This window comes from Mycobacterium sp. NGS64 (genome assembly GCF_059812245.1).
In genome coordinates this window covers 75,639-100,370 of record NZ_JCALCI010000006.1, presented here as the reverse complement: position 1 = coordinate 100,370, position 24,732 = coordinate 75,639, and the positions used below count along the sequence as shown (strand labels likewise).

At 69.0% G+C, this 24,732-nt stretch carries 26 protein-coding genes; 18 read left to right on the top strand and 8 right to left on the bottom strand.

Going from position 1 to position 24,732, the window contains the following annotated elements; all coding sequences use genetic code 11:
* Positions 1–58: 58 nt before the first annotated feature.
* Positions 59–451: a hypothetical protein gene (locus AC5Y4S_RS24020; RefSeq protein WP_500035104.1), complete on the top strand. Its 393-nt coding sequence runs from the start codon at positions 59–61 to the stop codon at positions 449–451.
* Positions 452–493: 42 nt separating this feature from the next.
* Here the strand turns inward: AC5Y4S_RS24020 and AC5Y4S_RS24015 are convergent, their stop codons facing one another.
* Positions 494–964, bottom strand: a complete 471-nt coding sequence (locus tag AC5Y4S_RS24015; RefSeq protein WP_500035103.1) for an SRPBCC family protein — start codon at positions 962–964, stop codon at positions 494–496.
* A gap of 128 nt (positions 965–1,092) precedes the next feature.
* On the opposite strand from AC5Y4S_RS24015, the gene AC5Y4S_RS24010 reads away from it, so the two are divergent.
* Complete coding sequence (locus AC5Y4S_RS24010; RefSeq protein WP_500035102.1) at positions 1,093–2,178, top strand: serine hydrolase domain-containing protein; 1,086 nt, start codon at positions 1,093–1,095, stop codon at positions 2,176–2,178.
* Positions 2,179–2,185: 7 nt separating this feature from the next.
* Here AC5Y4S_RS24010 and AC5Y4S_RS24005 read toward each other — a convergent pair whose 3' ends face one another.
* Both AC5Y4S_RS24005 and AC5Y4S_RS24000 read right to left on the bottom strand, forming a co-directional pair.
* Positions 2,186–3,766: an allophanate hydrolase gene (locus AC5Y4S_RS24005; RefSeq protein ID WP_500035101.1), complete on the bottom strand. Its 1,581-nt coding sequence runs from the start codon at positions 3,764–3,766 to the stop codon at positions 2,186–2,188.
* On the bottom strand, positions 3,756–5,162 hold the full coding sequence (locus AC5Y4S_RS24000) for a TIGR00366 family protein (RefSeq protein ID WP_500035100.1): 1,407 nt from the start codon (positions 5,160–5,162) through the stop codon (positions 3,756–3,758). Before AC5Y4S_RS24000 ends, AC5Y4S_RS24005 begins: the two co-directional genes overlap by 11 nt.
* 266 nt (positions 5,163–5,428) lie before the next feature.
* Between AC5Y4S_RS24000 and AC5Y4S_RS23995 the strand changes: the two genes are divergently transcribed.
* The 8 genes from AC5Y4S_RS23995 (at position 5,429) to AC5Y4S_RS23960 (ending at position 12,708) form a co-directional block, all read left to right on the top strand.
* Complete coding sequence (locus AC5Y4S_RS23995; RefSeq protein ID WP_500035099.1) at positions 5,429–6,166, top strand: SDR family NAD(P)-dependent oxidoreductase; 738 nt, start codon at positions 5,429–5,431, stop codon at positions 6,164–6,166.
* 21 nt (positions 6,167–6,187) lie between these two features.
* Positions 6,188–6,934: an SDR family NAD(P)-dependent oxidoreductase gene (locus AC5Y4S_RS23990; RefSeq protein ID WP_500035098.1), complete on the top strand. Its 747-nt coding sequence runs from the start codon at positions 6,188–6,190 to the stop codon at positions 6,932–6,934.
* A 37-nt stretch (positions 6,935–6,971) separates the two neighbouring features.
* Positions 6,972–7,715 carry a DUF899 domain-containing protein gene (locus AC5Y4S_RS23985; RefSeq protein ID WP_500035184.1) on the top strand — a complete coding sequence of 248 codons (744 nt, stop codon included), beginning with the start codon at positions 6,972–6,974 and terminating at the stop codon, positions 7,713–7,715.
* Positions 7,716–7,728: 13 nt separating this feature from the next.
* Positions 7,729–8,706, top strand: a complete 978-nt coding sequence (locus tag AC5Y4S_RS23980; RefSeq protein ID WP_500035097.1) for a sigma-70 family RNA polymerase sigma factor — start codon at positions 7,729–7,731, stop codon at positions 8,704–8,706.
* 11 nt (positions 8,707–8,717) lie between these two features.
* Positions 8,718–9,293 carry a TIGR03086 family metal-binding protein gene (locus AC5Y4S_RS23975; protein ID WP_500035096.1) on the top strand — a complete coding sequence of 192 codons (576 nt, stop codon included), beginning with the start codon at positions 8,718–8,720 and terminating at the stop codon, positions 9,291–9,293.
* A gap of 94 nt (positions 9,294–9,387) precedes the next feature.
* Positions 9,388–11,223 (top strand): fatty acyl-AMP ligase, encoded by a 1,836-nt coding sequence (locus tag AC5Y4S_RS23970; RefSeq protein WP_500035095.1) that lies wholly within the window; start codon positions 9,388–9,390, stop codon positions 11,221–11,223.
* 16 nt (positions 11,224–11,239) lie between these two features.
* Positions 11,240–11,914 carry a hypothetical protein gene (locus tag AC5Y4S_RS23965; protein ID WP_500035094.1) on the top strand — a complete coding sequence of 225 codons (675 nt, stop codon included), beginning with the start codon at positions 11,240–11,242 and terminating at the stop codon, positions 11,912–11,914.
* Between the two features lie 32 nt (positions 11,915–11,946).
* Positions 11,947–12,708, top strand: a complete 762-nt coding sequence (locus AC5Y4S_RS23960) for a YqjF family protein (protein WP_500035093.1) — start codon at positions 11,947–11,949, stop codon at positions 12,706–12,708.
* A gap of 19 nt (positions 12,709–12,727) precedes the next feature.
* On the opposite strand, the gene AC5Y4S_RS23955 is transcribed toward AC5Y4S_RS23960, so the two are convergent.
* Complete coding sequence (locus tag AC5Y4S_RS23955; protein WP_500035092.1) at positions 12,728–13,495, bottom strand: SDR family oxidoreductase; 768 nt, start codon at positions 13,493–13,495, stop codon at positions 12,728–12,730.
* A gap of 57 nt (positions 13,496–13,552) precedes the next feature.
* Between AC5Y4S_RS23955 and AC5Y4S_RS23950 the strand changes: the two genes are divergently transcribed.
* Together AC5Y4S_RS23950 and AC5Y4S_RS23945 are read left to right on the top strand one after the other, a co-directional pair.
* Positions 13,553–14,029 carry a nuclear transport factor 2 family protein gene (locus tag AC5Y4S_RS23950; RefSeq protein WP_500035091.1) on the top strand — a complete coding sequence of 159 codons (477 nt, stop codon included), beginning with the start codon at positions 13,553–13,555 and terminating at the stop codon, positions 14,027–14,029.
* A gap of 88 nt (positions 14,030–14,117) precedes the next feature.
* Complete coding sequence (locus tag AC5Y4S_RS23945) at positions 14,118–14,603, top strand: nitroreductase family deazaflavin-dependent oxidoreductase (protein ID WP_500035090.1); 486 nt, start codon at positions 14,118–14,120, stop codon at positions 14,601–14,603.
* On the opposite strand, the gene AC5Y4S_RS23940 is transcribed toward AC5Y4S_RS23945, so the two are convergent.
* Both AC5Y4S_RS23940 and AC5Y4S_RS23935 read right to left on the bottom strand, forming a co-directional pair.
* Complete coding sequence (locus AC5Y4S_RS23940; RefSeq protein WP_500035089.1) at positions 14,600–15,352, bottom strand: DJ-1/PfpI family protein; 753 nt, start codon at positions 15,350–15,352, stop codon at positions 14,600–14,602. The genes AC5Y4S_RS23945 and AC5Y4S_RS23940 overlap by 4 nt on opposite strands.
* A 19-nt stretch (positions 15,353–15,371) precedes the next feature.
* Complete coding sequence (locus tag AC5Y4S_RS23935) at positions 15,372–16,322, bottom strand: GlxA family transcriptional regulator (RefSeq protein ID WP_500035088.1); 951 nt, start codon at positions 16,320–16,322, stop codon at positions 15,372–15,374.
* Between the two features lie 109 nt (positions 16,323–16,431).
* On the opposite strand from AC5Y4S_RS23935, the gene tpx reads away from it, so the two are divergent.
* Positions 16,432–16,926 (top strand): thiol peroxidase, encoded by a 495-nt coding sequence (gene tpx, locus AC5Y4S_RS23930; RefSeq protein WP_068110580.1) that lies wholly within the window; start codon positions 16,432–16,434, stop codon positions 16,924–16,926.
* A gap of 123 nt (positions 16,927–17,049) precedes the next feature.
* The gene (locus AC5Y4S_RS23925) at positions 17,050–17,355 is read left to right on the top strand and encodes a DUF4333 domain-containing protein (protein WP_500035087.1); all 306 of its coding nucleotides are present in this window, start codon (positions 17,050–17,052) and stop codon (positions 17,353–17,355) included.
* On the opposite strand, the gene AC5Y4S_RS23920 is transcribed toward AC5Y4S_RS23925, so the two are convergent.
* Positions 17,336–18,304, bottom strand: coding sequence for an NAD(P)H-dependent flavin oxidoreductase (locus tag AC5Y4S_RS23920; protein ID WP_500035086.1), 969 nt, complete (start codon positions 18,302–18,304; stop codon positions 17,336–17,338). The genes AC5Y4S_RS23925 and AC5Y4S_RS23920 overlap by 20 nt on opposite strands.
* Positions 18,304–18,681 (bottom strand): NYN domain-containing protein, encoded by a 378-nt coding sequence (locus AC5Y4S_RS23915; protein WP_500035085.1) that lies wholly within the window; start codon positions 18,679–18,681, stop codon positions 18,304–18,306. Before AC5Y4S_RS23915 ends, AC5Y4S_RS23920 begins: the two co-directional genes overlap by 1 nt.
* 208 nt (positions 18,682–18,889) lie before the next feature.
* Here AC5Y4S_RS23915 and AC5Y4S_RS23910 point away from each other — a divergent pair, with 208 nt between their 5' ends.
* From AC5Y4S_RS23910 to AC5Y4S_RS23895, 4 genes are all read left to right on the top strand, one after another.
* Positions 18,890–20,074 carry an acyl-CoA dehydrogenase family protein gene (locus tag AC5Y4S_RS23910; protein WP_500035084.1) on the top strand — a complete coding sequence of 395 codons (1,185 nt, stop codon included), beginning with the start codon at positions 18,890–18,892 and terminating at the stop codon, positions 20,072–20,074.
* A gap of 236 nt (positions 20,075–20,310) precedes the next feature.
* Complete coding sequence (locus AC5Y4S_RS23905) at positions 20,311–21,768, top strand: condensation domain-containing protein (RefSeq protein WP_500035083.1); 1,458 nt, start codon at positions 20,311–20,313, stop codon at positions 21,766–21,768.
* A gap of 31 nt (positions 21,769–21,799) precedes the next feature.
* Positions 21,800–23,158 carry a hypothetical protein gene (locus AC5Y4S_RS23900; RefSeq protein ID WP_500035082.1) on the top strand — a complete coding sequence of 453 codons (1,359 nt, stop codon included), beginning with the start codon at positions 21,800–21,802 and terminating at the stop codon, positions 23,156–23,158.
* A 22-nt stretch (positions 23,159–23,180) separates the two neighbouring features.
* The gene (locus AC5Y4S_RS23895) at positions 23,181–24,566 is read left to right on the top strand and encodes a hypothetical protein (RefSeq protein WP_500035081.1); all 1,386 of its coding nucleotides are present in this window, start codon (positions 23,181–23,183) and stop codon (positions 24,564–24,566) included.
* The last annotated feature ends 166 nt before the right edge of the window (positions 24,567–24,732 follow it).

Sequence of the window (24,732 nt, the reverse complement as noted above, 5' to 3'; positions counted from 1 at the left end):
TATCCGGGCAATAGCCCCTTCCCAGCCTGCGGCTAGCGACAGGGCGGATACCTGAGGGATGACAACCACAGCTCCAGATCGGCGCCGGCGACCGCGAATGCTGCGGCTGGTTTTGGCCGGCGCCGCGGCCCTGGCGATGCTCGCGCTGTTCGACGCCGCGCGCCCCGACACCACACACGCCGCAATTGGACCCGTGCGCCTGACCGATGTGGCACTATCGGCTCCCGCCGGCGGCCCCTTCGGGGGCTTCGCCGCCGACGACGACGATTGGGCTCAGCAGCAGGCCCAGCTGCAGCAACAGCAGCAGGCGCAGCTGCAGGACCAGCTTGCGCAGCAGCAGATGCAACAGTCGATGCAGCAGGCCGAGCAACAAAACGAAGCGGCCCAGCAGCAGTTCTTACAGGACATGCAGCAGGCGCAGACGACCGAGCAACAGGCCAACGACCCCTAAACCGTTACGCGTCTCGAAACCCGTTGCGCACCAAGGTAATCGCTACGATCCGCCGGATGATTCGCGTTCGGCCGCCTTCACCAGCCGGCCCGAAAAAAACCGGACGGCGCCGCCGAGCGCCGCCCGCATCACCGGTCCCGTCCCGGGGACTCCCTCGACGAACGCACCGGTCCAGCGAATGTCGGTGCCGCCCGCCGGATTCGGCGTGAATACCACCTCGCCCGAGTAGTCCTTGGCGGGGCTCGGCGGTCCGACCAGCTTGTAGGCATGGCGGTGATCCTGCTCGTAGGCGACGGTTTCCTCCTGCACGAGCAAGGGCCACATGCCCACCTTGCGAATCGCTCCGATGCCGCCCGGCGTCGCCGGATCGCCCTGGCGTGCCCAACTCGACTGAAGGACGACCGGCTTGGCCCACTTCGACCAGTTGGCGCCGTCGACCACCAGCCGGAACAACGTGGCCGCAGGCGCGCTGCTGGTCCGGTTGATCTCGAACGAGAACTTACGACCCGACATCCCGACTCCCTGAAGATCGCTGAGTGACCCGGATGGCACTGCCGCGTACCATACCTCCGCCACCTCGAACACCACCCCGAAGCGTCGTTTCTCTGCGGGGCCTCGCGCCGAGCGCGATTATTCACGGTATGGCTCGGCGGTTCGCGTGTCTCGCGGTCTTGCTGTTGGTCGGCGCCTGCGGCGGCGGACGCGGCCCGGGGCCCAGCACCACCACGTCGGCAACCGATCACGCCGACGCGGCCGCTCGCAGCCAGAGCGTGCTGGACGACGCGATCAAGGCCGCCGTGCCGGGATGCTCGGCAGCGGTCGGCGTCAAGGGAAAGGTGGTGTGGACGGGCGTTCGCGGTGTCGCCGACATGTCGAGCGGCCAGGCCATCACCGCACAGACGGTGTTCGACATCGCCTCGGTATCCAAGCAGTTCACCGCCACCGGGCTGCTCCTGCTCGTCGCCGAAGGCAAGCTGGCCCTCGACGACCCGCTCTTCCGCTACCTGCCCGAGCTGCCGACGTGGGCGGCCACCGTCACCCTTGCGCAGCTGATGCACCAGACCAGCGGAATCCCCGAGTACGTCGGGCTTCTCGAGGCACAGGGATATCAGCTCGCCGACCGCACCACCGAGGACCAGGCCCTGCAGGCCCTGGCCGGCGTGCCCAAGCTGGAATTTCAGCCCGGCTCCCAATTCGAGTACTCCAACTCCAATTACCTGCTGCTCGGCGAGATCGTCCGCCGGGTCGCGCGGCAACCGCTGCCGCAGTTCCTCACCGAACAAATCTTCCGCCCGCTCGGGCTGGCCATGGTTCTGGACCCCACCGGCAAGATTCCTGACAAAGCCGTTCCATACGAGAACAGCAGCAGCGGTTACCGGGCGACCGAATCTGGTTGGGAGCAGGTCGGTGACGGCGGAATCCAAACGACGCCAAGCCAATTGGTCGGGTGGGCCGACAATTACCGAACCGGCCGGGTGGGTGGCCCCGCGCTCCTCGATGCGCAACTGGCCGGCGCGGTGCCGACCGAACCGGGCGGCGCCGATCGGTACGGGGCCGGCATCTATTTGATGGCCAACGGCACGCTCGATCACGACGGCGCATGGGGCGGGTTCGTCACGGCATTCCGCGTGAGCAAGGACCGAAACACGTCCCTGGCCATCACCTGCAACACCGACAAGCAGGACCCCGAAACCCTGGCCGACTCGTTGGCCAAACTGTGGATGTAGCCGCCGGTCAGCCCTTTTCGGTGAGCCCGGTGACCGTGCGGCCGTCGTCGAGTTCGACCGTGGTCAGCGTCGCGGGCGCGGGAAGGTCCGCCAGCAGCCGCCCCAGCCCGGCTTCCGAGACACGAAACAGCTCGCCATCCGACGGCGCTCCCGGTCCGGGCTTTGCGGTGACCCGACCCTCGTGGCGGGCGCCCAGGAGTTCGAGTCGCCGGCGCAGGGATTCAAAGCCGAATAGCGCTACCTCGCGGCCACTTTCGACCAGTGGCGGGGGTGGCGCTCCGCTGAGGCGGGCGGCGATGTCGACTGCGATTTGGTCATGGAACGCGGGCACCACGATCATCACGCCGAACGGGCCACCGCCGGCCGTCGCCACACCGGGAACGGCGACCGCGGCCATGTCGAGCAGGTTGCAGAAATTGGTGTAGGTGCCCATGCGCCGGTTGATCGAGAACGGATCGGCTGCGACATCGGCCAACGCGGGGTGTTCGGTCGTCGTCGGGAGCAGCAGCGCATCGAAGCCGGCGAGGAGGTCGGCGGCGGCGACCCGCGCGCGGGCCAGCGCGTCGGAGTCCGCGGCGAATGCGGCGCCGGTGATTGCGCGCCCCGCGGTGATGATCGCCGCCACATGCGGGTCCGCGCCCGCGGGCGCCGTGTCGAGGAATTCGCCGACCGCGGCGTATCTTTCGGCGACGAACGCGCCGTCATACAGCAGCAGGGCCGCCGCCAGCAGAACCGAGACGTCGACCGGTTCGATGCTCAGCCCCGCGTCGGAAGCGCGAACCACGCTGCGCTCGAACGCGTCTCGGTACGCGTCGCTGAGCGCCGTGAGGTTCGCGGCCGCCGGGACCGCCACCCGCGGTACGCCGGGTGCGGCCAGGCGGACGTCGGCCGGCCAGGTGCGGCTGCGGGCGTCGCGGGAGTCGGGCCCGGCCATCACCCGCGCCGCGGCGGCCGCGAGGGCGAGGTCCGCCGCGAGCACCGAGACGGCGTCGAAGCTCGGGCAGGCCGGAACGACCCCGTGGGTGGGGACGATGCCGAGCGTGGGTTTGATGCCGACGATCCCGTTGAGCGCGGCCGGGACCCGGACCGAACCCGCGGTGTCGGTGCCGATACCGATGTCGGCGATGCCCAGCGCGACCGCCACGGCGGACCCGGAACTGGAGCCGCCGGCGACCAGGTGGGGATGGCGCGAATTGCGCACGGCGCCATAGGGACTGCGGGTGCCGACCAACCCGGTGCCGAATTGGTCGAGGTTCGTCTTGCCGAGCACGACGGCCCCGGCGCCGCGGAGCCGCTCCACCGCGGCCGCCGTGCTCGCGGGCCGGTAAGCGAATTCGGGGCAGCCGGCGGTGGTCGGCAGACCTGCCACATCGATGTTGTCCTTGACGGCGACCACCCGCCCCGCCAGGGGCAGGCGCTCTCCCGCGCCGAGCCGACCTTCGACGGCGCGGGCGTCGGCCAGTACGTCGTCCGGCGCGCGCAGTGTGATCCAGATTTCCGGCCGGTCGACTTCGGCGATGCGCCGATACGCGGCGTCGACGCGCGTGGTGGGGGAGCCCTGCACCGAAGCGGGCGCGTCAGATGACATACGGCGCAATGAGGACCATGGCGCTGGCGACCGCGAAACCGATCAGGAAGGCGATCACTGTAAAACCCATCACCTGGCGGACGTTGAGCTTCGCAATGGCGAGCACGGGCAGCAGCCAGAACGGCTGAATCATGTTCGCCACCCCCTCACCGACCGCGACCGACATCGAGGTTAGCCCGAGGTAGGCCGGCGAGTGCTGGCCGATGGCGAGCGCCGAGTCGACGGCGATGGGTCCCTGCACCGCCCAGTGGCCGCCGCCGGACGGCACGAACAACGAGATGATGACCGACCCGACGAACGTCAGGAACGGCAGCGTGTACTGATCGGCGCCCCGCACCAGCGCCTCGGCCAGCACCGTCTGCAGCGCCTTGCCCGACCCGGTGGGCAGATAACCCAACAGACCGACGATCCCGCCGTACAGGGGATACTGCAGCAGCAGCGGGCCGGACACCTTCGCCGCGCCCGAAAACGCCCGGATGAAGCGAATCGGCGTCCGGTGCAGCAGGGCGCTGGTGATGGTGAACAGCATGATCATCGACGAGATGTTCAGCGCGAAGCCGCTCAGCACGAAGTAAGTGATGCCCGCGACGAACACGATGACGTTGAGGATCCACAGGTTTTCCAACCACTCGGCAAACGTCCGCTTGCCGTCGGGCGCGGGTGGCTCCGGCTCCTCGTCGAAGACCGCCGGGTCGGGTTCGAGACCGTGTCGGGGCTCCATGCGCCAGATCGCGACGGCGAGCAGGGCGACCATGGTGATGACGGCGATCAAGTTGTAGGGCTGGAAAACCGTCAGCGTCAACGGCACGGTGATCCCGGCGATCTTGTGGATCACGTTGATCGGGCTGGTCGTGTCGGTGTTCGCGAGCGCGATCGATGACGACAGGCCCTGCGTCCAGACGATGTAGCCCATGAACCCGGTCGCGATCAGGTAGCCGAAATGCGCCCCCCGCAGGCGTTTTGCGACCTGACGCGCCACCAGGGCGCCCGCCACCAAACCGAGTCCCCAGTTCAGCAGGGAGAAGACGGTGCTGACCCCGAAACACAACAGCGCCCCCTGGACCTGGTTCTTCGGCTTGCTCGCGAGCCGGACGATGGCGCGCTTGAGGGCGGGCGCCTCGGCCAGCGTGTAACCCGTCACCAGCACGAGCACCATCTGGAACGCGAAGGTGAAGATGTTCTGCGGTCCCCACACCCCGCCGTACCACGCCTTGAGGATGCCGGAGGCCGACGCACCCCGGACGAGCAGCGCCACCAGCGCCACGACGATGAGCGTGAGGATGACCGCGAACAAGTAGGGGTCGGGCATGATGCGCTCGACGTAGCGGACGCACACCTCGGTCAGCCGCTGGATCAACCCGCGTCGTTCCGTTGCTCGATGCTCTGTTGTGGTCATCTGTCGCCCCTAACTCCCCGTTCCCGAAATCCCCGCCCAAGGCAACCCCAATTTTGTTGCGGCCGGGTGAATTAAGCGGCACCCGACCGCGATGACAACCGAGGTTGCCAGAAGTCGCCGGCCCGCGGCGCGGCGGGCGCGGAAATTGGGATCCGACTTTGCGATGAGTTTCGGCGACGGAACCTGTCTATACCTGTAGTTACACCGACACAACATCGACGCCCCCGCACCCCGTGCGGGGGCTTTTCGCTGGAGAGGGGCTTGTCATGGGTTTGGCAGAGGACACACTCGCGGACAAAACGGTCTTGGTCACGGGTGCCAACCGCGGCATCGGTCGGGCTTTCGTAGAGGAAGCCCTGCGCCGAGGTGCCGGCCGGGTGTACGCGGGCACGCGAGACGGTTCCTCGTTTCCCGACGAGCGGGTGGTCCCCGTCGCGCTCGACGTGACCGACGCGGCACAGATCCGCGCGGCCGCCGCCGCGGCGGAATCGCTTGACGTGCTGATCAACAACGCCGGCATCGCGCTCTACGACGACCTGAGCGATCCCGCGGTGCTCGAACGCCACCTGTCCGTGAACCTGTTCGGCACCCATGCGGTGACGCGGGCGTTCCTCCCGGCGCTGATTCGTTCCGGGGGAGCGGTGATCAACAACCTGTCGGTCAACGCGCTGGCGCCGCTGCCGATCATTCCGGCGTACTCGGTCTCCAAGGCGGCCGCGCTCAACCTCACCCAATCGCTGCGCGCCGTCCTGGCGCCCCAGGGCGTGCGGGTTTTCGCGGTTTTCACCGGCCCCGTCGACACCGATATGAGCCGCGAGCTCGACATCCCGAAAGCCACCCCGCAGTCGGTCGCGGCGGCCGTCTTCGACGCGCTGCAGCGCGGCGAACAGGACATCTTCCCCGACCCGATCTCCCAATCCATCGCCGCGGGCTGGGACAGCACCCCGGCCAAGGAGCTCGAGCGTCAATACGCCCAGCTGCTTGCGACGGCAACCCCCGCATAACACCATCACCAGGAGGACAAGATGAACAACCTATCCGGCCAGACCGCACTCATCGTGGGCGCCAGCCGGGGCCTGGGCCGCGGCATCGCAACGGCCGTGGCCGAAGCCGGCGCCTCGGTGGTCGCCGTGTCCCGCACCGCGACGACGTTTCCCCAGCCGACCGACGGCGCCGGCGGCATCGAAGCGGTGGTCGCCGACGCGGCCGACCCATCGGTGCCGGGTACCCTGCTGGATCGGTACGACCCGCAGGTTTTGGTGCTGGTGGCCGGGGCAAGCCCGTTGCCTCGCCCGCTGCAACACCACACCTGGGAAACGTTCTCGGCCAACTGGAACACCGACGTGCGCATCGCCTTCCACTGGCTGCGCGAGGCGCTGCTCAAGCCGCTGAGCCCCGGCAGCAGGGTGGTGGTTTTCAGCAGCGGTGCCGCCCTGGCCGGATCCCCGCTCAGCGGCGGGTACGCCGGCGCCAAGGCCACCCAGCGTTTCATCACCGGCTACGCCCAGGACGAGGCGAACCGCGCCGAACTCGGCATCAGCTTCACCGCCCTGATGCCCCGCATCACCCCGCTGACCGAACTCGGCCGCCCCGCCGTGCGGGCGTACGCGGCCCGCGAGGGCCGATCCGAGGAGGAATACGTCAAGCAGCTCGGCGAACTGGTCAACCCGCAGGTGGCCGGAGCGGCCGTCGTCGAGCTGGCGCAGGCCGACACGGACGCCGTCGCCGCGGGCTACCTGCTGACCGGCGCGGGCCTGCAGAAGATTGCCTGAAAGACCTTCCACCACAACCGAAAGGCTGCAGATGAACATGCAAACGCCCCCGATCGTGTCGGCGCAGGAATGGGAGGCCGCGCGCCAGCGGCTGCTCGTCAAGGAGAAGGAGCTTGTCCGGGCCCGCGACGCGCTGGCGGCCCAGCGCCGCCGGATGCCGTGGCTTGAGGTGGACAAGCCCTACCAGTTCGACGCGCCCGACGGCAGGGTGAGCCTGCTGGACCTGTTCGGCGGCCGGCGTCAACTGGTCGTCTACCGGGCGTTCCTCGAGCCGGGGGTGGACGGCTGGCCCGACCACGCCTGCCGCGGCTGCTCCATGATCGCCGATCACGTCGGCAACCTGGCGCATCTCAACGCGCGCAGCACCACCCTGGTGTTCGCCTCGCGCGCCGGCCAGGCCGACATCGAGCGGGTGAAGGACCGGATGGGGTGGCGGATGCCGTGGTACACCATCACGGACGACTTCGACCGCGACTTCGGGGTCGACGAGTGGCACGGCACCAACGCGTTCATCCGCGACGGCGAACGGGTGTTCCGCACGTACTTCATCAACAACCGCGGCGACGAGGCGCTGGGTACCACCTGGAGCTACCTGGACATGACCGCGCTTGGGCGCCAAGAGGATTGGGAGGATTCCCCAGAAGGCTACCCGCAAGGTCCCGCGTATGCGTGGTGGAACTGGCACGACGCGTACGGCGATCAGCCGGCGCAATGGTGGGAGGACCCCGAGCCGGGCGAGCGGAGTCCCAGCGATCCCCGGCCGTCGCGCAGCGGGTCGTGAAAGGCTTTGGGCCATGCCGGACGTCAGCGTCGACGATTTCGCCCACGTCGCCGAGCGGTACCGATCCGAGTTGCGGGCGTACTGCTATCGCATGCTCGGATCCGTCGACGAATGCGAGGATCTGGTTCAGGACACCTACCTTCGCGCGTGGCAGGCCTACGAGAAGTTCGAGGGCCGCTCCTCGGTGCGGTTGTGGCTGTACAAGATCGCGACGAACACGTACCTGAATGCGTTGCAGACGCGCAAGCGGCGTCCGCTGCCCTCCGGGCTCAGCGCCCCGGCCGACAGCCCGACGGCCGCGCTGGCCCCGGCGCAATCCGAGATCCCGTGGTTGCAACCCGCCCCCGACAGCCTGCTGTACGGCGCCACCGACGATCCCGCGGTGGTGGTGGCGGTGCGCAGCAGCGTCCGCTTGGCGTTCGTCGCTGCGCTGCAACACTTGTCGTCGTTGCAGCGCGCGGTTCTGGTGCTGCGCGACGTATTGGGTTGGCAGGCAGGTGAAGTCGCCGAGATATTGGAGACCTCGACGCCGGCGGTGAACAGCGCGTTGCAACGCGCCCGGACGCGACTGGCCGAGGCCGGCCCGACGCTCGACGAGCTTGGTGAGCCCGCCGAACCGGAACTGCGCGGCGTGCTCGACCGCTACATGGCCGCCTTCGAACACGCCGACGTCGACCAACTGGCGGAACTGCTGCGCGCTGACGTCGAACTCGAAATGCCGCCCATCCCAACGTGGTTCACGGGGCGGGAGGCGGTGCGCGGATTCATTGCCCGGGTGGTGCTGCATAAGCCGGATCAATGGCGGCTGGCCTACACCCGCGCCAACGGTGCCCCGGCGTTCGCCATGTACCGGCGCGCGGCGGACGGTTCCTTCCAGGCTCACGGCCTGGACGTGCTGTCGCTGGCCGCCGGCCGCATCTCCCGCATCGTCGCCTTCAACGACGCCACGCTGGTCGCCAAGTTCGGGTTGCCCGAGACGTTCCCGGGCTGAGGGCCCGGACCGTGTCCGACACCGACGAACTCCGCGTGCTGGCCGAGGCGACCCGGTACCTGTTCGGCAACCTCCTCTTGGTTCGCGAGGCCGACCTCTCGGCGCCGACGCCCTGCACGGACTGGGACCTGCGCCGGCTGCTGGGCCATGTGCGCAGCTCGCTGACGGATGTCGCCGACGTGCTGGCGGCGCGCGGCCCAGCGTCCCGGCGGGCGGCGGGCGGCGGCGATCCCAACGATCCCGTCGCCGCGTTGCGGGTCGCGATCGTCGACTTGCTCCTCGTGTCGAACACGGAACCCACCACGGGCCAATGGTGTGAAATCTATGGCCGCTCCGTTCCCGCCAAAACCGTTGTCCACGTTGGGGCGATCGAGATGGTGTTGCACGCGTGGGACATCGCCCAGGCGTGCCGAACCGATCGAACCATTCCGTCGGATGTCGCCTCGGCGCTGTTGTGCGTTTCGCCACCCCTGGCCGAGGCCGGACTGGCCGGCGGGGTGTTCGCCGCGCCGCTGGAGTCGCCCACGACCGCGACGCCAAGTGACCAGCTACTCGCCCTGTTCGGCCGTCGAGCGAGCCGCCGATAAGCGCGGGGGAGGTTCGCCCGGCCGCCGCGCGGGCGCCCGCCGCGGGCCGACCCGGCAGCCCGGGGCCGCCCCGCCGGGCCCCTAGACTGCGCTCATGGATTGCGGTACCCGCCACGAAGCCGCGGCTCCAAAAGGCCTGCTGCTGATAGAGGACTGCCTGGACGCCGACGGCGGCGTCGCGTTGCCGCCGGGCACCACCCTGATCTCTCTCATCGATCGCAACATCGCCAATGTCGGTGACGCCGTGGCGTATCGCTACCTGGACTACGCCCGCTCCGAAGGCCAGGTCTCGGAGGTGACGTGGACCCAACTGGGAGTCCGGTTGCGGGCCATCGCCGCGGAGGTGCAGAAGTTCGCGGCCGAGGGCGACCGGGTGGCGGTCCTGGCGCCGCAGGGCATCGACTACGTCGCCGGCTTCTACGCCGCGATCAAGGCGGGCGCCATCGCGGTCCCGCTGTTCGCGCCCGAGCTGCCGGGCCACGCCGAGCGGCTGCAGACCGCGCTTCGCGACTCCCAACCCGCCGCGGTCCTCACGACGGTGGCGGCGAAAGAGGCGGTCGAGCACTTTCTGGAAAGCCTGCCGGACCTGCGCACGCCGCAGCTGATCGTCATCGATGCGGTCCCCGACTCGGCGGGGGAGCTGTTCGTCCCCGTCGAGCTGGACATCGACCGCGTGTCGCATCTGCAGTACACCTCGGGCGCGACGCGGCCGCCGGTCGGAGTGGAGATCACCCACCGCGCGGTCGGCACCAACCTGGTGCAGATGATCCTCTCGATCGACCTGCTGGACCGAAACACCCACGGCGTCAGCTGGTTACCGCTCTACCACGACATGGGCCTGTCGATGATCGGCTTTCCCGCGGTGTACGGCGGGCACTCGACCCTGATGGCGCCCACCGCCTTTGTCCGCAGGCCGCTGCGCTGGATCCACGCGCTGTCCGCCGGGTCGAAGCAGGGCCGGGTGGTGACCGCCGCGCCGAACTTCGCCTACGAGTGGACCGCGCAGCGGGGCTTGCCCGCGCCCGGTGACGACGTCGACCTGCGCAACGTGGTGATGATCATCGGTTCCGAACCGGTCAGCATCGACGCGATCCGCACGTTCAACAAGGCCTTCGCTCCGTATGGGTTGCCGCGCACCGCCTTCAAGCCCTCCTACGGCATCGCGGAGGCGACCCTGCTCATCGCCACCATCGACGCTTCCGCCGAGGCATCCGTCGTATATCTCGACCGCGAACAACTGAGCGCCTGTCACGCGGTGCGCGTCGACGCGGACGCGCCCAACGCCGTGGCGCAGGTGTCCTGCGGCCGGGTCGCCCGCAGCCTGTGGGCGGTGATCGTCGACCCCGACAGCGGATCCGAGTTGCCCGACGGTGAGGTCGGCGAGGTCTGGTTGCAGGGCGACAACGTCGGTCGCGGCTACTGGGGCCTGCCCGAGGAAACCCAGCTCGCCTTCGGCGCCAAGCTGCAGTCGCGGCTGGCCGAGGGCAGCCACGCCGAGGGCTCGGCGGCCGGGCGAACCTGGCTGCGGACCGGGGATCTGGCGGTCTACCTCGACGGGGAGATCTACGTGACGGGGCGCATCGCGGACCTGATCACCATCGCGGGGCGCAACCACTACCCGCAAGACATCGAGGCCACCGTCGCGGAAGCCTCGCCGATGGTGCGCCGCGGATACGTCGCCGCGTTCGCCGTACCCGCGAACGGCGAAGAACGCCTCGTCGTGATCGCCGAACGCGCCGCCGGCACCAGCCGCACCGATCCGCAACCGGCCATCGAGGCGATCGAGAACGCGGTCTCGCGCCGGCACGGTGTGGCGGTCGCCGATGTGCGCTTCCTGCCGGCCGGCGCCATCCCGCGCACCACCAGCGGGAAGCTGGCCCGTCGGGCCTGCCGCGCCGAATACCTCAGCGGCACACTGGGCGTGCGTTAGATGGCATCCTGGCGGTGTGGGTTTGCTGATCCGCCTGGCGGAGCTGTTGATCGTGATCCTGCCGCTGACGGGCATGGTCATCGCCGCGGTGCGGGCGTTCGGCGCCAATAGGCGCCGCACCGAAGCGCGCCCCGAACTCGATCGACCGGCCGAGCCCGCGAGCCCGCCGACCGACCGCAGTGTGAATAGTCAAGCGGCGCAATGGCGTTCGCTGCGCCGCGTCATCGATGAGCACGGCCGCACCGACGCCCGATGGCTGGATTACGAACTCGACGTGGCCAAGCTCCTCGACTTTCCTTTGATGACCGACATGCGGGACCCGCTCACGGTCGGCTTCCACAAAGCCAAGCTGCGGGCGGACTTCCTGCGCCCCGTCAAGGCCGAAGACCTGCTCGATGACCGGGAGGCGGCGAAGCTCTATCAAACCGCGGTCGAGGACTACGTGACCGCGTTCAACGTCGCCGAGGCCGAGGCGATGCGCAAACGCCGCGGCGACTTCTCCCGGGAAGCCCAACAGCGGATCGCGCGCGCCCAGAGCCTGTTGCGGGTGGCGTCGGACCCCGCCGCCGCGCCGCAGGAACGCCAGCAGGCCTTCGACCGGGCCCGCAAAGAACTCGACGGCCTCCTCGTGTTGCCGTCCACGACGCAGGCCAGCATCGAGCGCGGGATCTCCGGGCAGTTGGAGGGATAGGCCGCAAACGCGGCTCATGCAACGATGTGCGAATGGCCGCCATACCCGACCTGCCGGACGCGCAAACAGGCCTCGTGGGTTTCCCCGTCAACCCGCCCCCGCTTTCCGGCCCGGTCACGTTCGAGCAGCGCTGGGACGACCTGACCTTCCTCCATTGGCCGGTGCGGCCCGAGAGCGTCGAACGCTTCTACCCGCCCGGCACCCGGCCGGATGTGTTCGCCGACGGGATGACCTACGTCGGCCTGATCCCGTTCATGTTGACCAGGACCAAGGTCGGCACCGCGTTCCCGGTGCCGTATTTCGGCGGCTTCGCGGAGACCAACGTCCGGCTGTATTCGATCGATGACGCCGGCCGGCACGGCGTGTTGTTCCGGTCGCTGGAGACGTCCCGGCTGGCCGTCGTGCCGGTGATCCGGATGGCCCTCGGCGTGCCCTACGTCTGGTCGCGGATGCGGGTGACGCGGCGTGGTGAACACATCGCGTACGACAGCGTGCGACGCTGGCCGCGGCGCGGCCTGCGCAGCCGGCTGACGGTCGTCGTCGGAGACCCGGTCGAGCCGACACCGGTCGAGATCTGGCTTACCGCCCGCTGGGGGGCACACACCCGCAAGGCCGGCCGGACCTGGTGGGTGCCGAACGTGCATGAACCGTGGCCGTTTCGCAGCGCGGAGATCGTCGAGCTCAGCGACGACCTGCTCGGCGCCAGCGCGGTGCGCCCCGCCGGCGAGCGCCTGCGCCCGCTCTTTTCGCCGGGTGTGCGGACCCGGTTCGGTCGCCCGTTCGTCGTCGGCTGACCTCTCGGTCAGGGGTAGGTCAGGGGCAGGCGTAGCCGCCGTCGATCACGACGTCCGAACCGGTCATGTAGCTGGACGCCGCGCTGGCCAGGTACAGGTAGAGGCCGGTGAGTTCTTCGGGCCGGCCCAAACGGCCCATCGGGATCTTCGGTTCCCACTGCGCGTGGTAGTGCGCGAGCGGTTCGACAAGCTCGGTGAGGATGTAGCCCGGGCTGACGCTGTTGACCCGGATGTTGTGCGGCGCGAACTCGACGGCCATTGCCTTGGTCAGGTGAATGACCGCGGCCTTGGAGGCGCAGTAGTGGCCGACGTGCTGCGGGATGTTGATGATGTGGCCCGACATCGACGCGGTGGTGATGATGGACCCGCCCTGCCCTTGCCGCACCATCGCCCGGGCCGCCGCCTGGGCGGTGAGGAAGACGCCGGTCACATTGGTGTCCTGGATGCGCTGAAATTCTTCCAGCGGCATCTGAAGCATCGGGGTATCCGTGACGATTCCGGCGTTGCAGACCGCAATGTCAATGCCACCCAACTCCGCGGTCGCCCGGTCCAGCATGGCGTCGACCTGCTCGGGTTGCGTCACGTCGCAACCGATGGGCACGACCCGGCCGCCCCCCGCGGTGAGCTCTGCCGCGACCTCGTCCAAGACGTCGGAATGCCTTGCCGCGATGGCCACTTCGGCGCCGGCCTGAACGTAGGCCAGCGCCACCTCCTTGCCGATGCCGCTGGACCCCCCGGTCACCAGAGCCCTCTTGCCGCGCAAGTCAAACAGGTCCAGCACACTCATCGCACGTCCCCATTCAAAGCGTCGCCTTCAACAAAAACACGTTCTAGTGTGTCCGACATGGGCAAATTCACCAGGGCAGAAATCGAGCGAGCCGTCGAAAACTACACGAAAGTCGCCGAGGGTTGCAGCACCTCGGGCGACTGGCGACCTTTCGCCGATCTCTTCACCGAGGACGTCGTCTACACCGAGCATCACTACGGCGTCTTTCACGGCCGGGAGGCGGTGCGCGACTGGATCGTTGCGGTGATGGCCCCGTTCCCGCACATGCGCTTTCCCAGCGACTGGGTCGCCTACGACGACGACAACGACGCCGTGGTGCTCATGATCAGGAACCTGCTCGACCACCCGACCGACCCCAACGGCGAGCCGTTCTGGTTCCCCAACTGGACGCGGCTCGTCTACGCCGGCGACGGCCTGTTCTCCAGCGAAGAAGACATCTACAACCCGAACCGGGACGCCCCCGGCGTAGTGGGGGCGTGGCTGCAGGCCGGCGGCCAGCTGGCCTCCACCGAGTTCCTGCAGCCCAACGCCTAGCGTCGAGCGGCGCTCACCACTACCCATAACAATTGCAGTGTGCAATAATTGCAGTTGTCTACTGTAGTGCGCGCAAAGGCGGCCAATCATGAAGATCGTCAAGAACATTCAGCCACCGGCGGGACTCACCCGGTTCCTTTTCCGCGTTCCGATCCACCTTTACCGGCTCGGGCTCGGATGGGTGTTCGGCAGCCGCCTGCTGCTGCTCAACCACACCGGCCGCGTCTCCGGCAAGCCTCGCCAGACCGTTCTCGAGGTCGCCGAGCGCGACGGCGACACCTATGTCGTCGCCTCGGGGTGGGGACCTGACGCCGCGTGGTACCGCAACATCCTGCGCAACCCCGACGTCAGCATTCAGGTGGGGACGCGAACGATACCCGTCACCGCCACACCGCTCGACAAGGACGAAGGGGCACAAGTCTTCCTCCGGTACGCGTCGCGGCACCGCGCGGCGGCCAAGTTCGTGCTGCCGCGCGTGCTGGGATTCTCCGTCGACGGGTCGGACGCCGACTTCCGCGCCGTCGGCGAGAACCTGCCCTTCGTCCGGTTCGTCCCGCGGGCAGACGCGTCCTAGCCGGACGGAACCGAAGCAGCGGGCGAGACCCGCCTCCGCCGCCGCGATCGCACCGCCGCCAGCGCCTGCTCCCACGCCAGCATCGTGGTGGCCTTCAGGTTGGCCGGCTTGGCGCTGTCCTTCGACAGCAGCGCCGTCGCGGCGGCCTTGGTGGTTGCCGACGCCTTCGACATGTGACCGGAGTCGAACGGGGGCTGCGGGTCGTATTCGATCGCGAGCTGGATCGCCTTCGCGCGGCCTTCGCCGCCGATCTGGCCGGCCAGCCAGAACGCGAGGTCAAGCCCCGCGGACACGCCCGCGCTGGTGACGACGTCGCCCTCGTGCACCACCCGCTCGTCGGCGATGGGGATGGCGCCGAACCCCTTCAACAACGGAATGGCCAGCCAGTGCGACGTCGCGCGCCGGCCCTCGAGCAGGCCCGCGGCCGCGAGGATCACCGAACCCGAACACACCGACGTCGTCCAGCTCGCGGTCCGGTGCGCCCGACGCAGCCACTCCAGCAGCGCCTCGTCGCGCGCGTGCACCGGGGTCGACGGGCCGCCCGGCACCAAAATCACGTCGGGGGAAGGGGTTTCGGCCAGCGAGTGGGTCGCGCCGATGACCAGCACACCGGAGTCGGCGGTGATCGGCCCGGAATCGTGCCACACGAACCGCACCTCGGCGTCGGGCAGGTTGCGCAGCACCTCGTAGGGGCCGATCATGTCGAGCGCGGTGAATCCTGGATAGGCCACGAATGCGATCTGGGTCATGGCTCGTTTCCTCTCTTGTTTATGCGAAAGCCTTGCGGTACTGGTCCGGTGAGATGCCGACGCGCCGAATGAAGTTGCGCCGCATGGTTTCCGCGGTGCCGAAGCCGCACCGGGTGGCGATGGCGACGACGGTGTCGTCGGTCTCCTCCAACTGGCGGCGCGCGGCCTCGGTGCGAATGCGCTCGACGTACTGGCCGGGCGCCTCGCCGACCTCGTCGGTGAACACCCGGGTGAAGTGGCGCGGGCTCATCGCCGCGCGGCGGGCCAGCTCGCCGATGCTGTGCTGACCGCCCGGTTCGGCCTCGATGGCCTCCTGCACCTGACGCACGGAGGTGCGCTTGGCGCGCGGCATCCATACCGGCGCCGCGAATTGTGTCTGCCCGCCGGGGCGGCGCAAGTACAGGACGAGCCAGCGGGCGACCGTCTGGGCGACCTCGGTGCCGTGGTCGTCCTCGACCAGGGAGAGCGCGAGGTCGATGCCGGCGGTGACGCCCGCGGCCGTCCAGACGGTGTCCGAGCTGCGGACGAAGATCGGGTCGGGATCGACGTCGACGGCGGGGAACTCGCGGGCCAACCGGCCGGCGAACGCCCAGTGCGTGGTGACGCGCCGGCCGTCCAGCAGCCCCGCTTCGGCAGCGAGGAAAGCGCCGGTGCAGACGGTGACGACGCGGCGGGCGTTTCCGGTCACCCGTTTGATCCAGCCCACCAGCTCGGGATCGGATCGCGCCGCGTCGACCCCGCCGCCGCCGGGCAGCACCACCGTGTCGATCGGTTCGCTCGGGTCGGGCAGCAGCGTTGTGAGGAAGGCCAGGCCGTTGGCGGTGGTGACCGGTTGGCCATCCACCGACGCCATGGCGACGTCGTACCCGCCGTCGGTCAGCTGCGACGCCCCGGTGAACACGTCGTGGGGGCCCACGACGTCCAGCGCCTGAACGCCCGGAAACCCGACGATCACCACCCTCCGAGCCATGGTTTCAGTCTCGGCCAGCCCGGCGATGGCGTCTATGCCGTGTACCCCACGAATTAGGACATGTGGACCTGACCCGAAGCGGTCGCACCGGCCTTGGCAGACTGTGCGCATGGCACAGATAACCTTGCGTGGAAACCCGATCAACACCGTCGGCGAGCTGCCGGCCGTCGGATCTTCGGCCCCGGCCTTCAATTTGACCGGCACGGACCTGGGCGCGATCAGCAACGACCAGTACAGCGGTAAGCCCGTGGTGCTGAACATCTTTCCGTCCATCGACACCCCGGTGTGCGCGACCAGCGTGAGGACCTTCAACGAGCGCGCCGCCGCGACCGGCGCGTCGGTGCTGTGCGTGTCGAACGATCTGCCGTTCGCACAGGCGCGGTTCTGCGGCGCGGAGGGCATCGAGAATGTCAAGACCGGCTCGGCGTTCCGGGACAACTTCGGCAAGGACTACGGCGTCAGCATCGTCGACGGCCCGATGGCCGGGCTGCTCGCGCGCGCGGTGGTCGTGATCGGCGCCGACGGCAACGTCGCCTACACCGAGCTGGTTCCCGAGATCGCGCAGGAGCCCGACTACGACGCGGCGCTGGCCGCGGTCGGCTGACGCCGGCTGTTTGCAGCGCAACACGGCGCACGGCTCTGAGCTGCCGTAGCGCCGGAATCGCCGCCATTGCGTGTTAGCCTGACGATCCGATCACGATCGTCAACGGCGAATGGCGGCTGAGCAATGACCAAACTTGTCGAGCGGGCCGCGGCGGGGATGCTCGCGACGGCGGCCCTGCTGACCGCGTGTCACGCGAAGTCGACGGTCAAGCCCGACGGCGCGGCGCAATCCGTCGTCGACGTCGTCTCCAGTCAGACCGGCTTTCATCCGTCGGACGTGCACTGCCCGTCGGGAGTGGAGGCCAAGGTCGGCCAGGAGTTCGACTGCCACTTCACCGGCCCGGAGGGCAAGCAGTACACCGCACACATGCGCATCACCAAGGTCGACGGCGAGCGGGTCGAATTCGACGTCAGAAGCCGTCCGTCGTAACCGGTCCCAGCCGATCGGCGGTGGCGGTCAGGACCTGACGGCACTCTGTCCACATCCGCTCGATGATGTCGGCGGCCGGCGCGATGTCCTCGATCCGGCCGGCCACCTGACCGGTGTTGGCGACGCTGGCGTCCATGTCGCCGTCGAAGTAGAGCCGCTGCACGCGTTGCAGCGCCGCCCCGCCTTCACCCAAAGACGTTGAGGAGTCGATCTTTTCGGCGGCCGCGGTGCGGATCACCCGCATCATCCGTTTGCCGTCGAGGGGCAGCAGCACGGTCGCCGTGTCGTCGGCGCGCACGACCGCCTGCTTGAGGTTGACGTGCACGGGCGACTCCGCCGAGGCCATCAGCCGGGTGCCCATCTGCACGCCGTCCGCGCCGAGAACCATTGCGGCGGCCATGGATCGGGCGTCGCAGATCCCGCCCGCGGCCACGATGGGCACGTCGACGTGGGCCGCGACCAAAGGCAGCAGCACCATCGTGGAGGCGCCGAATCGGTTCTTGAACCCGCCGCCTTCGACGCCCTCGACCACCAGTCCGTCCACGCCGGCGTCGACGGCCTTGCGGGCGGCGGCCAGCGTGCCCACCACGTGGAACACGGTGATGCCCGCGTCGTGGAGCCGATCCGTGAACAGCGCCGGATCGCCCGCCGACGTGGTGACGAACCGGATGTCGTTGGCGACCAGGAGATCCACCACGGCCGGGTCGCGGTTGAACAGCAGCGCGATGTTGGCGCCCACCGAACGGTCGGTGAGCTCGCGGACCCGTCGGACGTCGGCGCGGCCCTCCTCGGAGGTGGTCTCGATGATGCCCAGAGCGCCGGCGTTGGAGACCGCGGCGGCCAGCTGGGCACCGGCGATGTAGGTCATCGGCGCCTGGATGATCGGGACCTCGATCCGCGCGAGCTCGCAGACCCGGTTCGGTGCGGGGACACCGCCCTGGGCCGCCATCAGCCGCGCGGGTCGATCAGGTCGCGGAAACTCGCCGCGGGTTGGACCGAGGCACCGAGGGCGCCGACGCGATCGGCGAGCCCCTTGTCCGACGTCACCACCCGAATCTCCTCCGGGCGGGCGTCGGCCTGCACCAGCCGGACGATCTGGTCGTCGGCCGAGTTCGCGCCCGCCTTCGGGGCATGCGCCACCTCGATCACCGACGAGGTGATCGCGGTCGCCGGCGGTCGCTCGAACACCACGGTCACGTCCTCTCCTTGGGCCCCTGCCCATCGGTCGAGCCGTTCCACCAGCGTGACCATGGCCGCGCCACGGTCCTTCCACCACCCGTCGGGACGGCTCCCGATCACGTTCATGCCGTCGACGATCCACCGCACAGGGCCACGGTAGGGCACCGCGTTGAGCGTGAGTCCTGGGCGTTGAGTGTGCGCTCAGGGCGGCGACACGCCGGGCGAGCCGCCCTGGATACACGCGAAAAGCCGTCAGCGCACACTAATTCCTGACTGCCCGCCCGGAAAGGCGCAGCAATGGTATTAACTACGGTCACCGGTATCAGTTTTCACCAACCGATGATGGGAAACGACAATGACGTCGATAGCCGACACGGACGATCGGGTGGTCTCGCTGGCCCGCGGCATGCGGGACCTCGTGCAGGCCGAAGCCGCCGAGTCCGAGCGGGCGCGCACGCTCACCCCGGCGATCGTCGACGAGATGTGGGCGAGCGGGCTGATGTCCTCGTTCAACCCCGTCGAGGCCGGTGGCGTCGAACCATCGTTTGCCGCGATGATCGAAACCTGGATCGAAATGGGTTGGCAGGACGGGTCGTTCGGATGGATCGGCATCGCCAACCTGCCGTCGTCGTTCGCCGCCGCGGCGTACCTGCCGGACGAGGGTTTCGCCGAGGTGTTCACGGCCAACGACAACCACGTCACCCTGGGCGGCCAGTTCTTCCCGAACGGGCAGGGGACCGTCGTCGACGGCGGCTACACGGTGAGCGGGTCCTGGAACTTCGGCTCGGGCATCGGCCACTCGCAGTACATCGCGGCCGGGTTTTTTCCGATGGACAACGGCGAGATGCGTTGGATCAGTGAGGGCTTCCCGGAGATGCGCGTCGCGGTCATCCCGCGCGACCAGATCAGCTTCAACGACGGCTGGTACGTGCAGGGGCTCAAAGGAACCGGGTCCTATGACTACAGCGCCCAGGACGTGTTCGTCCCCGACAGCCGCACGTTCGAGCTGTTCGTCCGGCAGCCATACCGGGGCACGTCGCCGGCCACCCGCATGGGCCTGATGCCCGTCACCGCCGCGGGCCACGCCTCGTGGGCGCTCGGGGTCGCCAAGAGCATGCTCGACGACGTCCAGGAACTCGCCGCCACAAAGTTCCGGATGAGCGACATGGCGTCGCTGGCCAGCCGCCCGACGTTCCAGAAGGGCCTGGCGCACCATCGGGCGGCCTGGCGCGCCGCCCGCCTGCTGGTGCTCGACGCGTTCACCACCGCCGAGGCCGCCGTCGCCGCCGGCGACGACCTGACGCCAGCCCTGCGGGCCGACATGCGGGTGGCCGCCGTCTACGCGACCGACACGGCCCGGGGCTGTGCCGAGTGGGCGCACCTGGTGGCGGGCACCAGCTCGATCCGGGAGGGCAGCCGCCTCGAGCGCGCCTTCCGCGACATCTACACCGGTACCCAGCACGCCTTCATCAGCGAGAAGGTGGCCATCGACGTGGCGCAGATCTGGCTGGGCATCATCGACGACCAGCCGGGGCTGTAGCGGGCGTTCACCCGTTTCTGGGCCGGGCAGTGCCCGGCTGAGCACAATGCGCAAAAGCACGTAATCGTCGCTTATTTCGACTATCGCCCACAACAGCGACAGCGGCACCTTCCCTTTCGTAAATTCGGTTTCAGCAAACAACCGAATAAGCCGCGACAGCGCACCGCAGAAACCCAATTCCATTTGGCAAGAAGGGAATTCGCGAGAAGCGCGCGGAAAAACAAAGGGACGGGGAAATGGTCACACTGGGCAACATCAACGGATGGCAGCCGGGCGAAGGCACGGTTATCACCTGGTCGGCCTCGGCCGCGTCGCGGGCGGCGGCCCGGAATGCGCGGCGCAGCGAGCTGGCACCGACTTACCAGCGGAGCCGCCACCTTCGTGCGGCATTCGACGCGAAAAAGACCGACACTGCGCTGCCCCGCCTGATGGTGGTGGCGTGGGACATGCCCGGCGTCTGCGACATCACGGCGATGACGGCGACCATCAATGCGCACGTCCGTCGTCACGACGCCTACCACGACTGGTTCGAATTCGACGGCGGCATCATTGTCCGCCGGATGATCGAGGACCCCGACGCCATCGGCCTGGTGCCGACCGACTTCGGGCACATGGACAGCGAACAGATACGCGCACACGCCCTGACGACCACGCCGGGAACGCTTGAGTGGGATTGCTTTACGTTCGGCATCGTCCAGCACGCCGGCTATTTCACGTTCTACGCCAGCGTCGACCATCTGCACATGGACGGCATGTCCGCCGGCCTGATCTTCTTCGACATCAACCTGATGTACGAGCAGCTGTCCCAGGGCGGCACCGACGCCTCCGAAGGCCCCGTCCTTCCGGGGATCGCAAGCTACCGCAGCTACGCCGCACGGCAGCGCGAGCAAGTGGCGAGCCTGACCGAGTCCTCCCCGGGGATCCGGGACTGGATCGAGTTCGCGCGCGCCACCCGCGGCGACTGGCCGAGCTTTCCGCTTTCGGTCGGCGACACGGAGGCCGGCACCAAGGGCACGTTCCTGACGGTCGACTTGCTGGACGCCGCCGGAACCGAGGCGTTCGAGATCGCCTGCCACGCGGCCGATGCCCGGTTCAGCGGGGGAGTGCTGGCGTGCGCGGCCCTGGCCGAGCACGAGTTCACCGGCACCGAGACCTACCACGGCTTTACGGCATACGACACCCGGACGCCAGGCGTCGACTCGATGACCGTGGGCTGGTTCGCCAACCTAGTTCCGGTCACCGTGCCGATCGGCGCCGCCACGTTTGGCGAGGCGGCCCGGGCGGCCCAGAAGTCCTACGACGACGCCAAGCACCTCGCGGATGTGCCGGTGGAGCGGGCGCTCGCGCTCGCAGCCCCGCAGGGCATCGCACCCCCAACGGCCCGGGCAATGATGGTGTCTTTCATGGACTTTCGCAAGATACCCGGCGCCACGCTGTTCGAGCAGGCCAACTTCGGCACCTACGCCGACAATCTCTCGCACGGCGGAATCAACTTGTGGATCAACCGTCAGAACGACAAGACCACGGCGACGATTTCCTTCCCGGACAACGCGACGGCCCGCAAGTCGGTCCATCGCTACCTCGCCGCATTGACCCAGGCGTTCGCGTATGCCGTCAACACCACCTCGGACTGGGTGGACGCCGTTGCAGAGCACGCGAATTCGCAACACGGCATTCCGGTCATCAGCCTCTGACTCAACCACGACAAAGAAAGGACCAAGCGAAATGAACAACCTACTCGATCTGTTCGACCAGACCGTCTTCCGCTTCGGGGAGGCGACCAACGTCACCAGCGTGGGGCAGTGCGTCTGGGTGTACAACCGCGCCATCGATCTCGACGGCCTGCGCCGGTTCCACCGCCACCTGCAGCGGGGACGGTTTTCGCGCCGGATCGAACGCTCGCCCCTGCCGTTCGGCCGCCACCGCTGGGTGTCGCCCAGCCACGAGTCCGAGCTCGAGATCGTCGCGACGCCGCGGCCACGCGAGGAATTCGACGCCTGGCTGCGCGAGCAGGCCGCCACGCGGCTCGACGCCGAGCGCGGGCCCGGCTGGCACCTGGCGGTGCTCCCGTTCACCGACGGCGGCGCCGGCGTGAGCCTCGTCGGCCTGCACAGCCTGGCCGACGGCATGGCCGGCTGCCTGGCCGTGGTGGAAGCGGCCTGCGGCTACGACAGCGCCATCGACTGGCCCGCCGAGGGGTCGCGCCGGCGGTGGCAGGCCCTGCGCGAGGACGCCCGCCAAGCGGCGCGCGACCTTCCCAGTGTCGGGCGCGCCATGGTCGCGGCGGCCGCGGCGGCCCGACTGGCGCGGCGCAACCGCGTCGGCGCCGCACCGGCCGGCCCCCCGCCCGTGCCCGTGGCCGTGGACGGGCCCATCACCATCCCGACGGCGACGATCTTCATCGACGCCGACGAGTGGGACGCCCGCGCGGAGGCGCTCGGCGGGACCAGCAACGCGCTGCTCGCGGGCGTCGCCGCCCGGCTCGCCGAGCGGGTGGGACGGGTCGGTGCGGACGGTTCGGTCACCCTGTCGATTCCCGTCAGCGAGCGCACCGCGAACGACACCCGCGCCAACGCCGTCGCCAACGTCGACGTCCTGGTCGACCCGGCACCGGCGGCGACGGACCTGGGCCAGATCCGCGCGGCCATCAAGCAGGCGTTGATCCAGCGTCACGAGACGCCCGACGAGCGGGAGGCGCTGTTGCCCCTCGTTCCGCTGCTGCCGAAGCGGCTCGCCAGGCGATGCGTCGGCGTCGCCACCGGCAACGCGACCGGCGTCGTCTCGTCCAACATCGGCGCCGCCCCGGCGGCGGTGAGCCGGCCGGACGGCACCGACGCCGACTTCGTCTGGGTGGCATCGCTTTACCCGGGCATGACCAAGGCGACGCTGCATCGCGTCGGCGGGGTGCTGGCCCTGCTCTCGGCGCGGGTGAACGGACAGGTGTTCATCTCGGTGCAGGCCTATCAACCGGGGCGCTCCAACTCGAAGGAGATTCTGCACCAAGCCCTTTCGAGCGTCCTGAGCGAGTTCTTGCTCAACCTCATCGATGACTGGTCGCGTCCACTTGCGGCCCAAGCGATCTGATCAGAGGAAGGACTTGAAGACAATGAACAACACACTGGACCTGTTCGACCAGACCTGCTCCAGCCTGGACCGCGCGACCGGGGTCCTCGGCCTGCTGCAGTGCGTCTGGGTGTACGACCGGGAGATCGACATCGAAGGCCTGCGGCGATTTCACCGAAACCTGCTGCGGGGCCGGCTATCGCGGCGCATCGAACGATCGGCCCTGCCGTTCGGCCGCGACCGCTGGGTCTCGACAAGCGGCCGGTCCCGGCTGGAGATCGCCGCGACGCCGAGGCCACGCGAGGAGTTCGACGCCTGGCTGCACGACCAGGCGGCGACGCCGCTGGACATCGAGCGCGGACCCGAATGGCACCTGGCGGTGCTGCCGTTCACCGACGGCGGCGCGGGCGTCAGCCTGGTCATCCCGCACGCCCTCACCGACGGCATCGGCCTGTGCGATGCGCTGGCGGACGCCGCATCCGGCCGGCCCGATCCGGTCAGCTGGCCCGCCGCGGCATCCCGCCCGCGGTGGCAGGCGCTGCGCGAGGACGCCCGCCAGACCGCGCGCGACCTCCCGGGCATCGGGCGGGCCCTGGCCAACGTGGCGCGACAGGCGCGGGCGGGCGCCGCGCAGCCCGGCCCGGCCACCACGCCGCCGGCGCGTCTACCCGCCGGCCCGGACCAATGCGTAGCGCTCCCAACGGAAACGGTGTTCGTCGACGCCGGCGAATGGGACGCCCGCGCGGCGGCACTCGGCGGGACCAGCAACACCCTGCTCGCCGGACTGGCCGCACTGCTGGCCCGCCGCGCGGGACGGGTCACCCCGGACGACCGGGTCGCCTTGGCGATACCCGTCAACGAGCGCACCCTCGGTGACACCCGCGCCAACGCCGTCGCCAACGCCGACCTCACCGTCGACCCCGCGCCCGCGCCGACCGACCTGCGCGACATCCGGGCCGCGACCAAGTCCGCGCTGACGCGGCTTCGGGACACCCCCGACCGGCGGCGCGAATTGCTGCCCCTCGTTCCGCTGATGCCGCAACGGCTGATCAGGCGCCTCATCGGAGTGGCGGCCGGGAGCCCAACCGCCGTCGTCGCGTCCAACCTCGGTGACCTCAACCCGGGCGCGTGCCGCCCGGACGGCACCGACGCCGACCACTTCGCCATCAGGGCTCCCCATCCCGACACGACCACGGCCATCATGGACCGGTTCGGCGGAATGCTGTCGCTGGCCTCGGGGCGGTGGAACGGACAGGTCTTCGTCTCGGTCGTGGCCTATCAGCAGGGCCGCCCCACCTCGAATGACGGGTTGCGGGAGGACCTTTCGGACGCGCTGCGTGACTTTTCGCTCGACGCCACGATCGGCTTTGCGTGCCCTCGCATCGAGACTGCGCTCAGCGCGCCTCCCTGTGGCTCCACCACAGTCTGAGCGCAGACTCGACGCCACCACCGCCGCCACGCGCGAGCACAACGCGCAAAACCGTGGAATCGCGGCTAATTCCGACTATCGCCGACAAGCGAGACGCGGCCGCCGGCGGCGCCATAAATTCCGAGTAACCGAGGCGAAAGTCGTTCGCGGCCCGACTATGAGGGGT

Bases quoted from the DNA above. Each gene is read 5' to 3' on its own strand.
- AC5Y4S_RS23900 (WP_500035082.1), top strand. From the start codon at position 21,800: ATGAACAACCTACTCGATCTGTTCGACCAGACCGTCTTCCGCTTCGGG.
- AC5Y4S_RS23945 (WP_500035090.1), top strand. From the start codon at position 14,118: ATGAAGATCGTCAAGAACATTCAGCCACCGGCGGGACTCACCCGGTTC.
- tpx (WP_068110580.1), top strand. From the start codon at position 16,432: ATGGCACAGATAACCTTGCGTGGAAACCCGATCAACACCGTCGGCGAG.
- AC5Y4S_RS23995 (WP_500035099.1), top strand. From the start codon at position 5,429: ATGGGTTTGGCAGAGGACACACTCGCGGACAAAACGGTCTTGGTCACG.
- AC5Y4S_RS23935 (WP_500035088.1), bottom strand. From the start codon at position 16,322: ATGGCTCGGAGGGTGGTGATCGTCGGGTTTCCGGGCGTTCAGGCGCTG.
- AC5Y4S_RS23905 (WP_500035083.1), top strand. From the start codon at position 20,311: ATGGTCACACTGGGCAACATCAACGGATGGCAGCCGGGCGAAGGCACG.
- AC5Y4S_RS23925 (WP_500035087.1), top strand. From the start codon at position 17,050: ATGACCAAACTTGTCGAGCGGGCCGCGGCGGGGATGCTCGCGACGGCG.
- AC5Y4S_RS23895 (WP_500035081.1), top strand. From the start codon at position 23,181: ATGAACAACACACTGGACCTGTTCGACCAGACCTGCTCCAGCCTGGAC.
- AC5Y4S_RS23960 (WP_500035093.1), top strand. From the start codon at position 11,947: ATGGCCGCCATACCCGACCTGCCGGACGCGCAAACAGGCCTCGTGGGT.
- AC5Y4S_RS23920 (WP_500035086.1), bottom strand. From the start codon at position 18,304: ATGGCGGCCCAGGGCGGTGTCCCCGCACCGAACCGGGTCTGCGAGCTC.
- AC5Y4S_RS24000 (WP_500035100.1), bottom strand. From the start codon at position 5,162: ATGACCACAACAGAGCATCGAGCAACGGAACGACGCGGGTTGATCCAG.
- AC5Y4S_RS23970 (WP_500035095.1), top strand. From the start codon at position 9,388: ATGGATTGCGGTACCCGCCACGAAGCCGCGGCTCCAAAAGGCCTGCTG.
- AC5Y4S_RS23990 (WP_500035098.1), top strand. From the start codon at position 6,188: ATGAACAACCTATCCGGCCAGACCGCACTCATCGTGGGCGCCAGCCGG.
- AC5Y4S_RS23955 (WP_500035092.1), bottom strand. From the start codon at position 13,495: ATGAGTGTGCTGGACCTGTTTGACTTGCGCGGCAAGAGGGCTCTGGTG.
- AC5Y4S_RS24020 (WP_500035104.1), top strand. From the start codon at position 59: ATGACAACCACAGCTCCAGATCGGCGCCGGCGACCGCGAATGCTGCGG.
- AC5Y4S_RS23950 (WP_500035091.1), top strand. From the start codon at position 13,553: ATGGGCAAATTCACCAGGGCAGAAATCGAGCGAGCCGTCGAAAACTAC.
- AC5Y4S_RS23940 (WP_500035089.1), bottom strand. From the start codon at position 15,352: ATGACCCAGATCGCATTCGTGGCCTATCCAGGATTCACCGCGCTCGAC.
- AC5Y4S_RS24015 (WP_500035103.1), bottom strand. From the start codon at position 964: ATGTCGGGTCGTAAGTTCTCGTTCGAGATCAACCGGACCAGCAGCGCG.
- AC5Y4S_RS23910 (WP_500035084.1), top strand. From the start codon at position 18,890: ATGACGTCGATAGCCGACACGGACGATCGGGTGGTCTCGCTGGCCCGC.
- AC5Y4S_RS23985 (WP_500035184.1), top strand. From the start codon at position 6,972: ATGCAAACGCCCCCGATCGTGTCGGCGCAGGAATGGGAGGCCGCGCGC.
- AC5Y4S_RS24010 (WP_500035102.1), top strand. From the start codon at position 1,093: ATGGCTCGGCGGTTCGCGTGTCTCGCGGTCTTGCTGTTGGTCGGCGCC.
- AC5Y4S_RS23980 (WP_500035097.1), top strand. From the start codon at position 7,729: ATGCCGGACGTCAGCGTCGACGATTTCGCCCACGTCGCCGAGCGGTAC.
- AC5Y4S_RS24005 (WP_500035101.1), bottom strand. From the start codon at position 3,766: ATGTCATCTGACGCGCCCGCTTCGGTGCAGGGCTCCCCCACCACGCGC.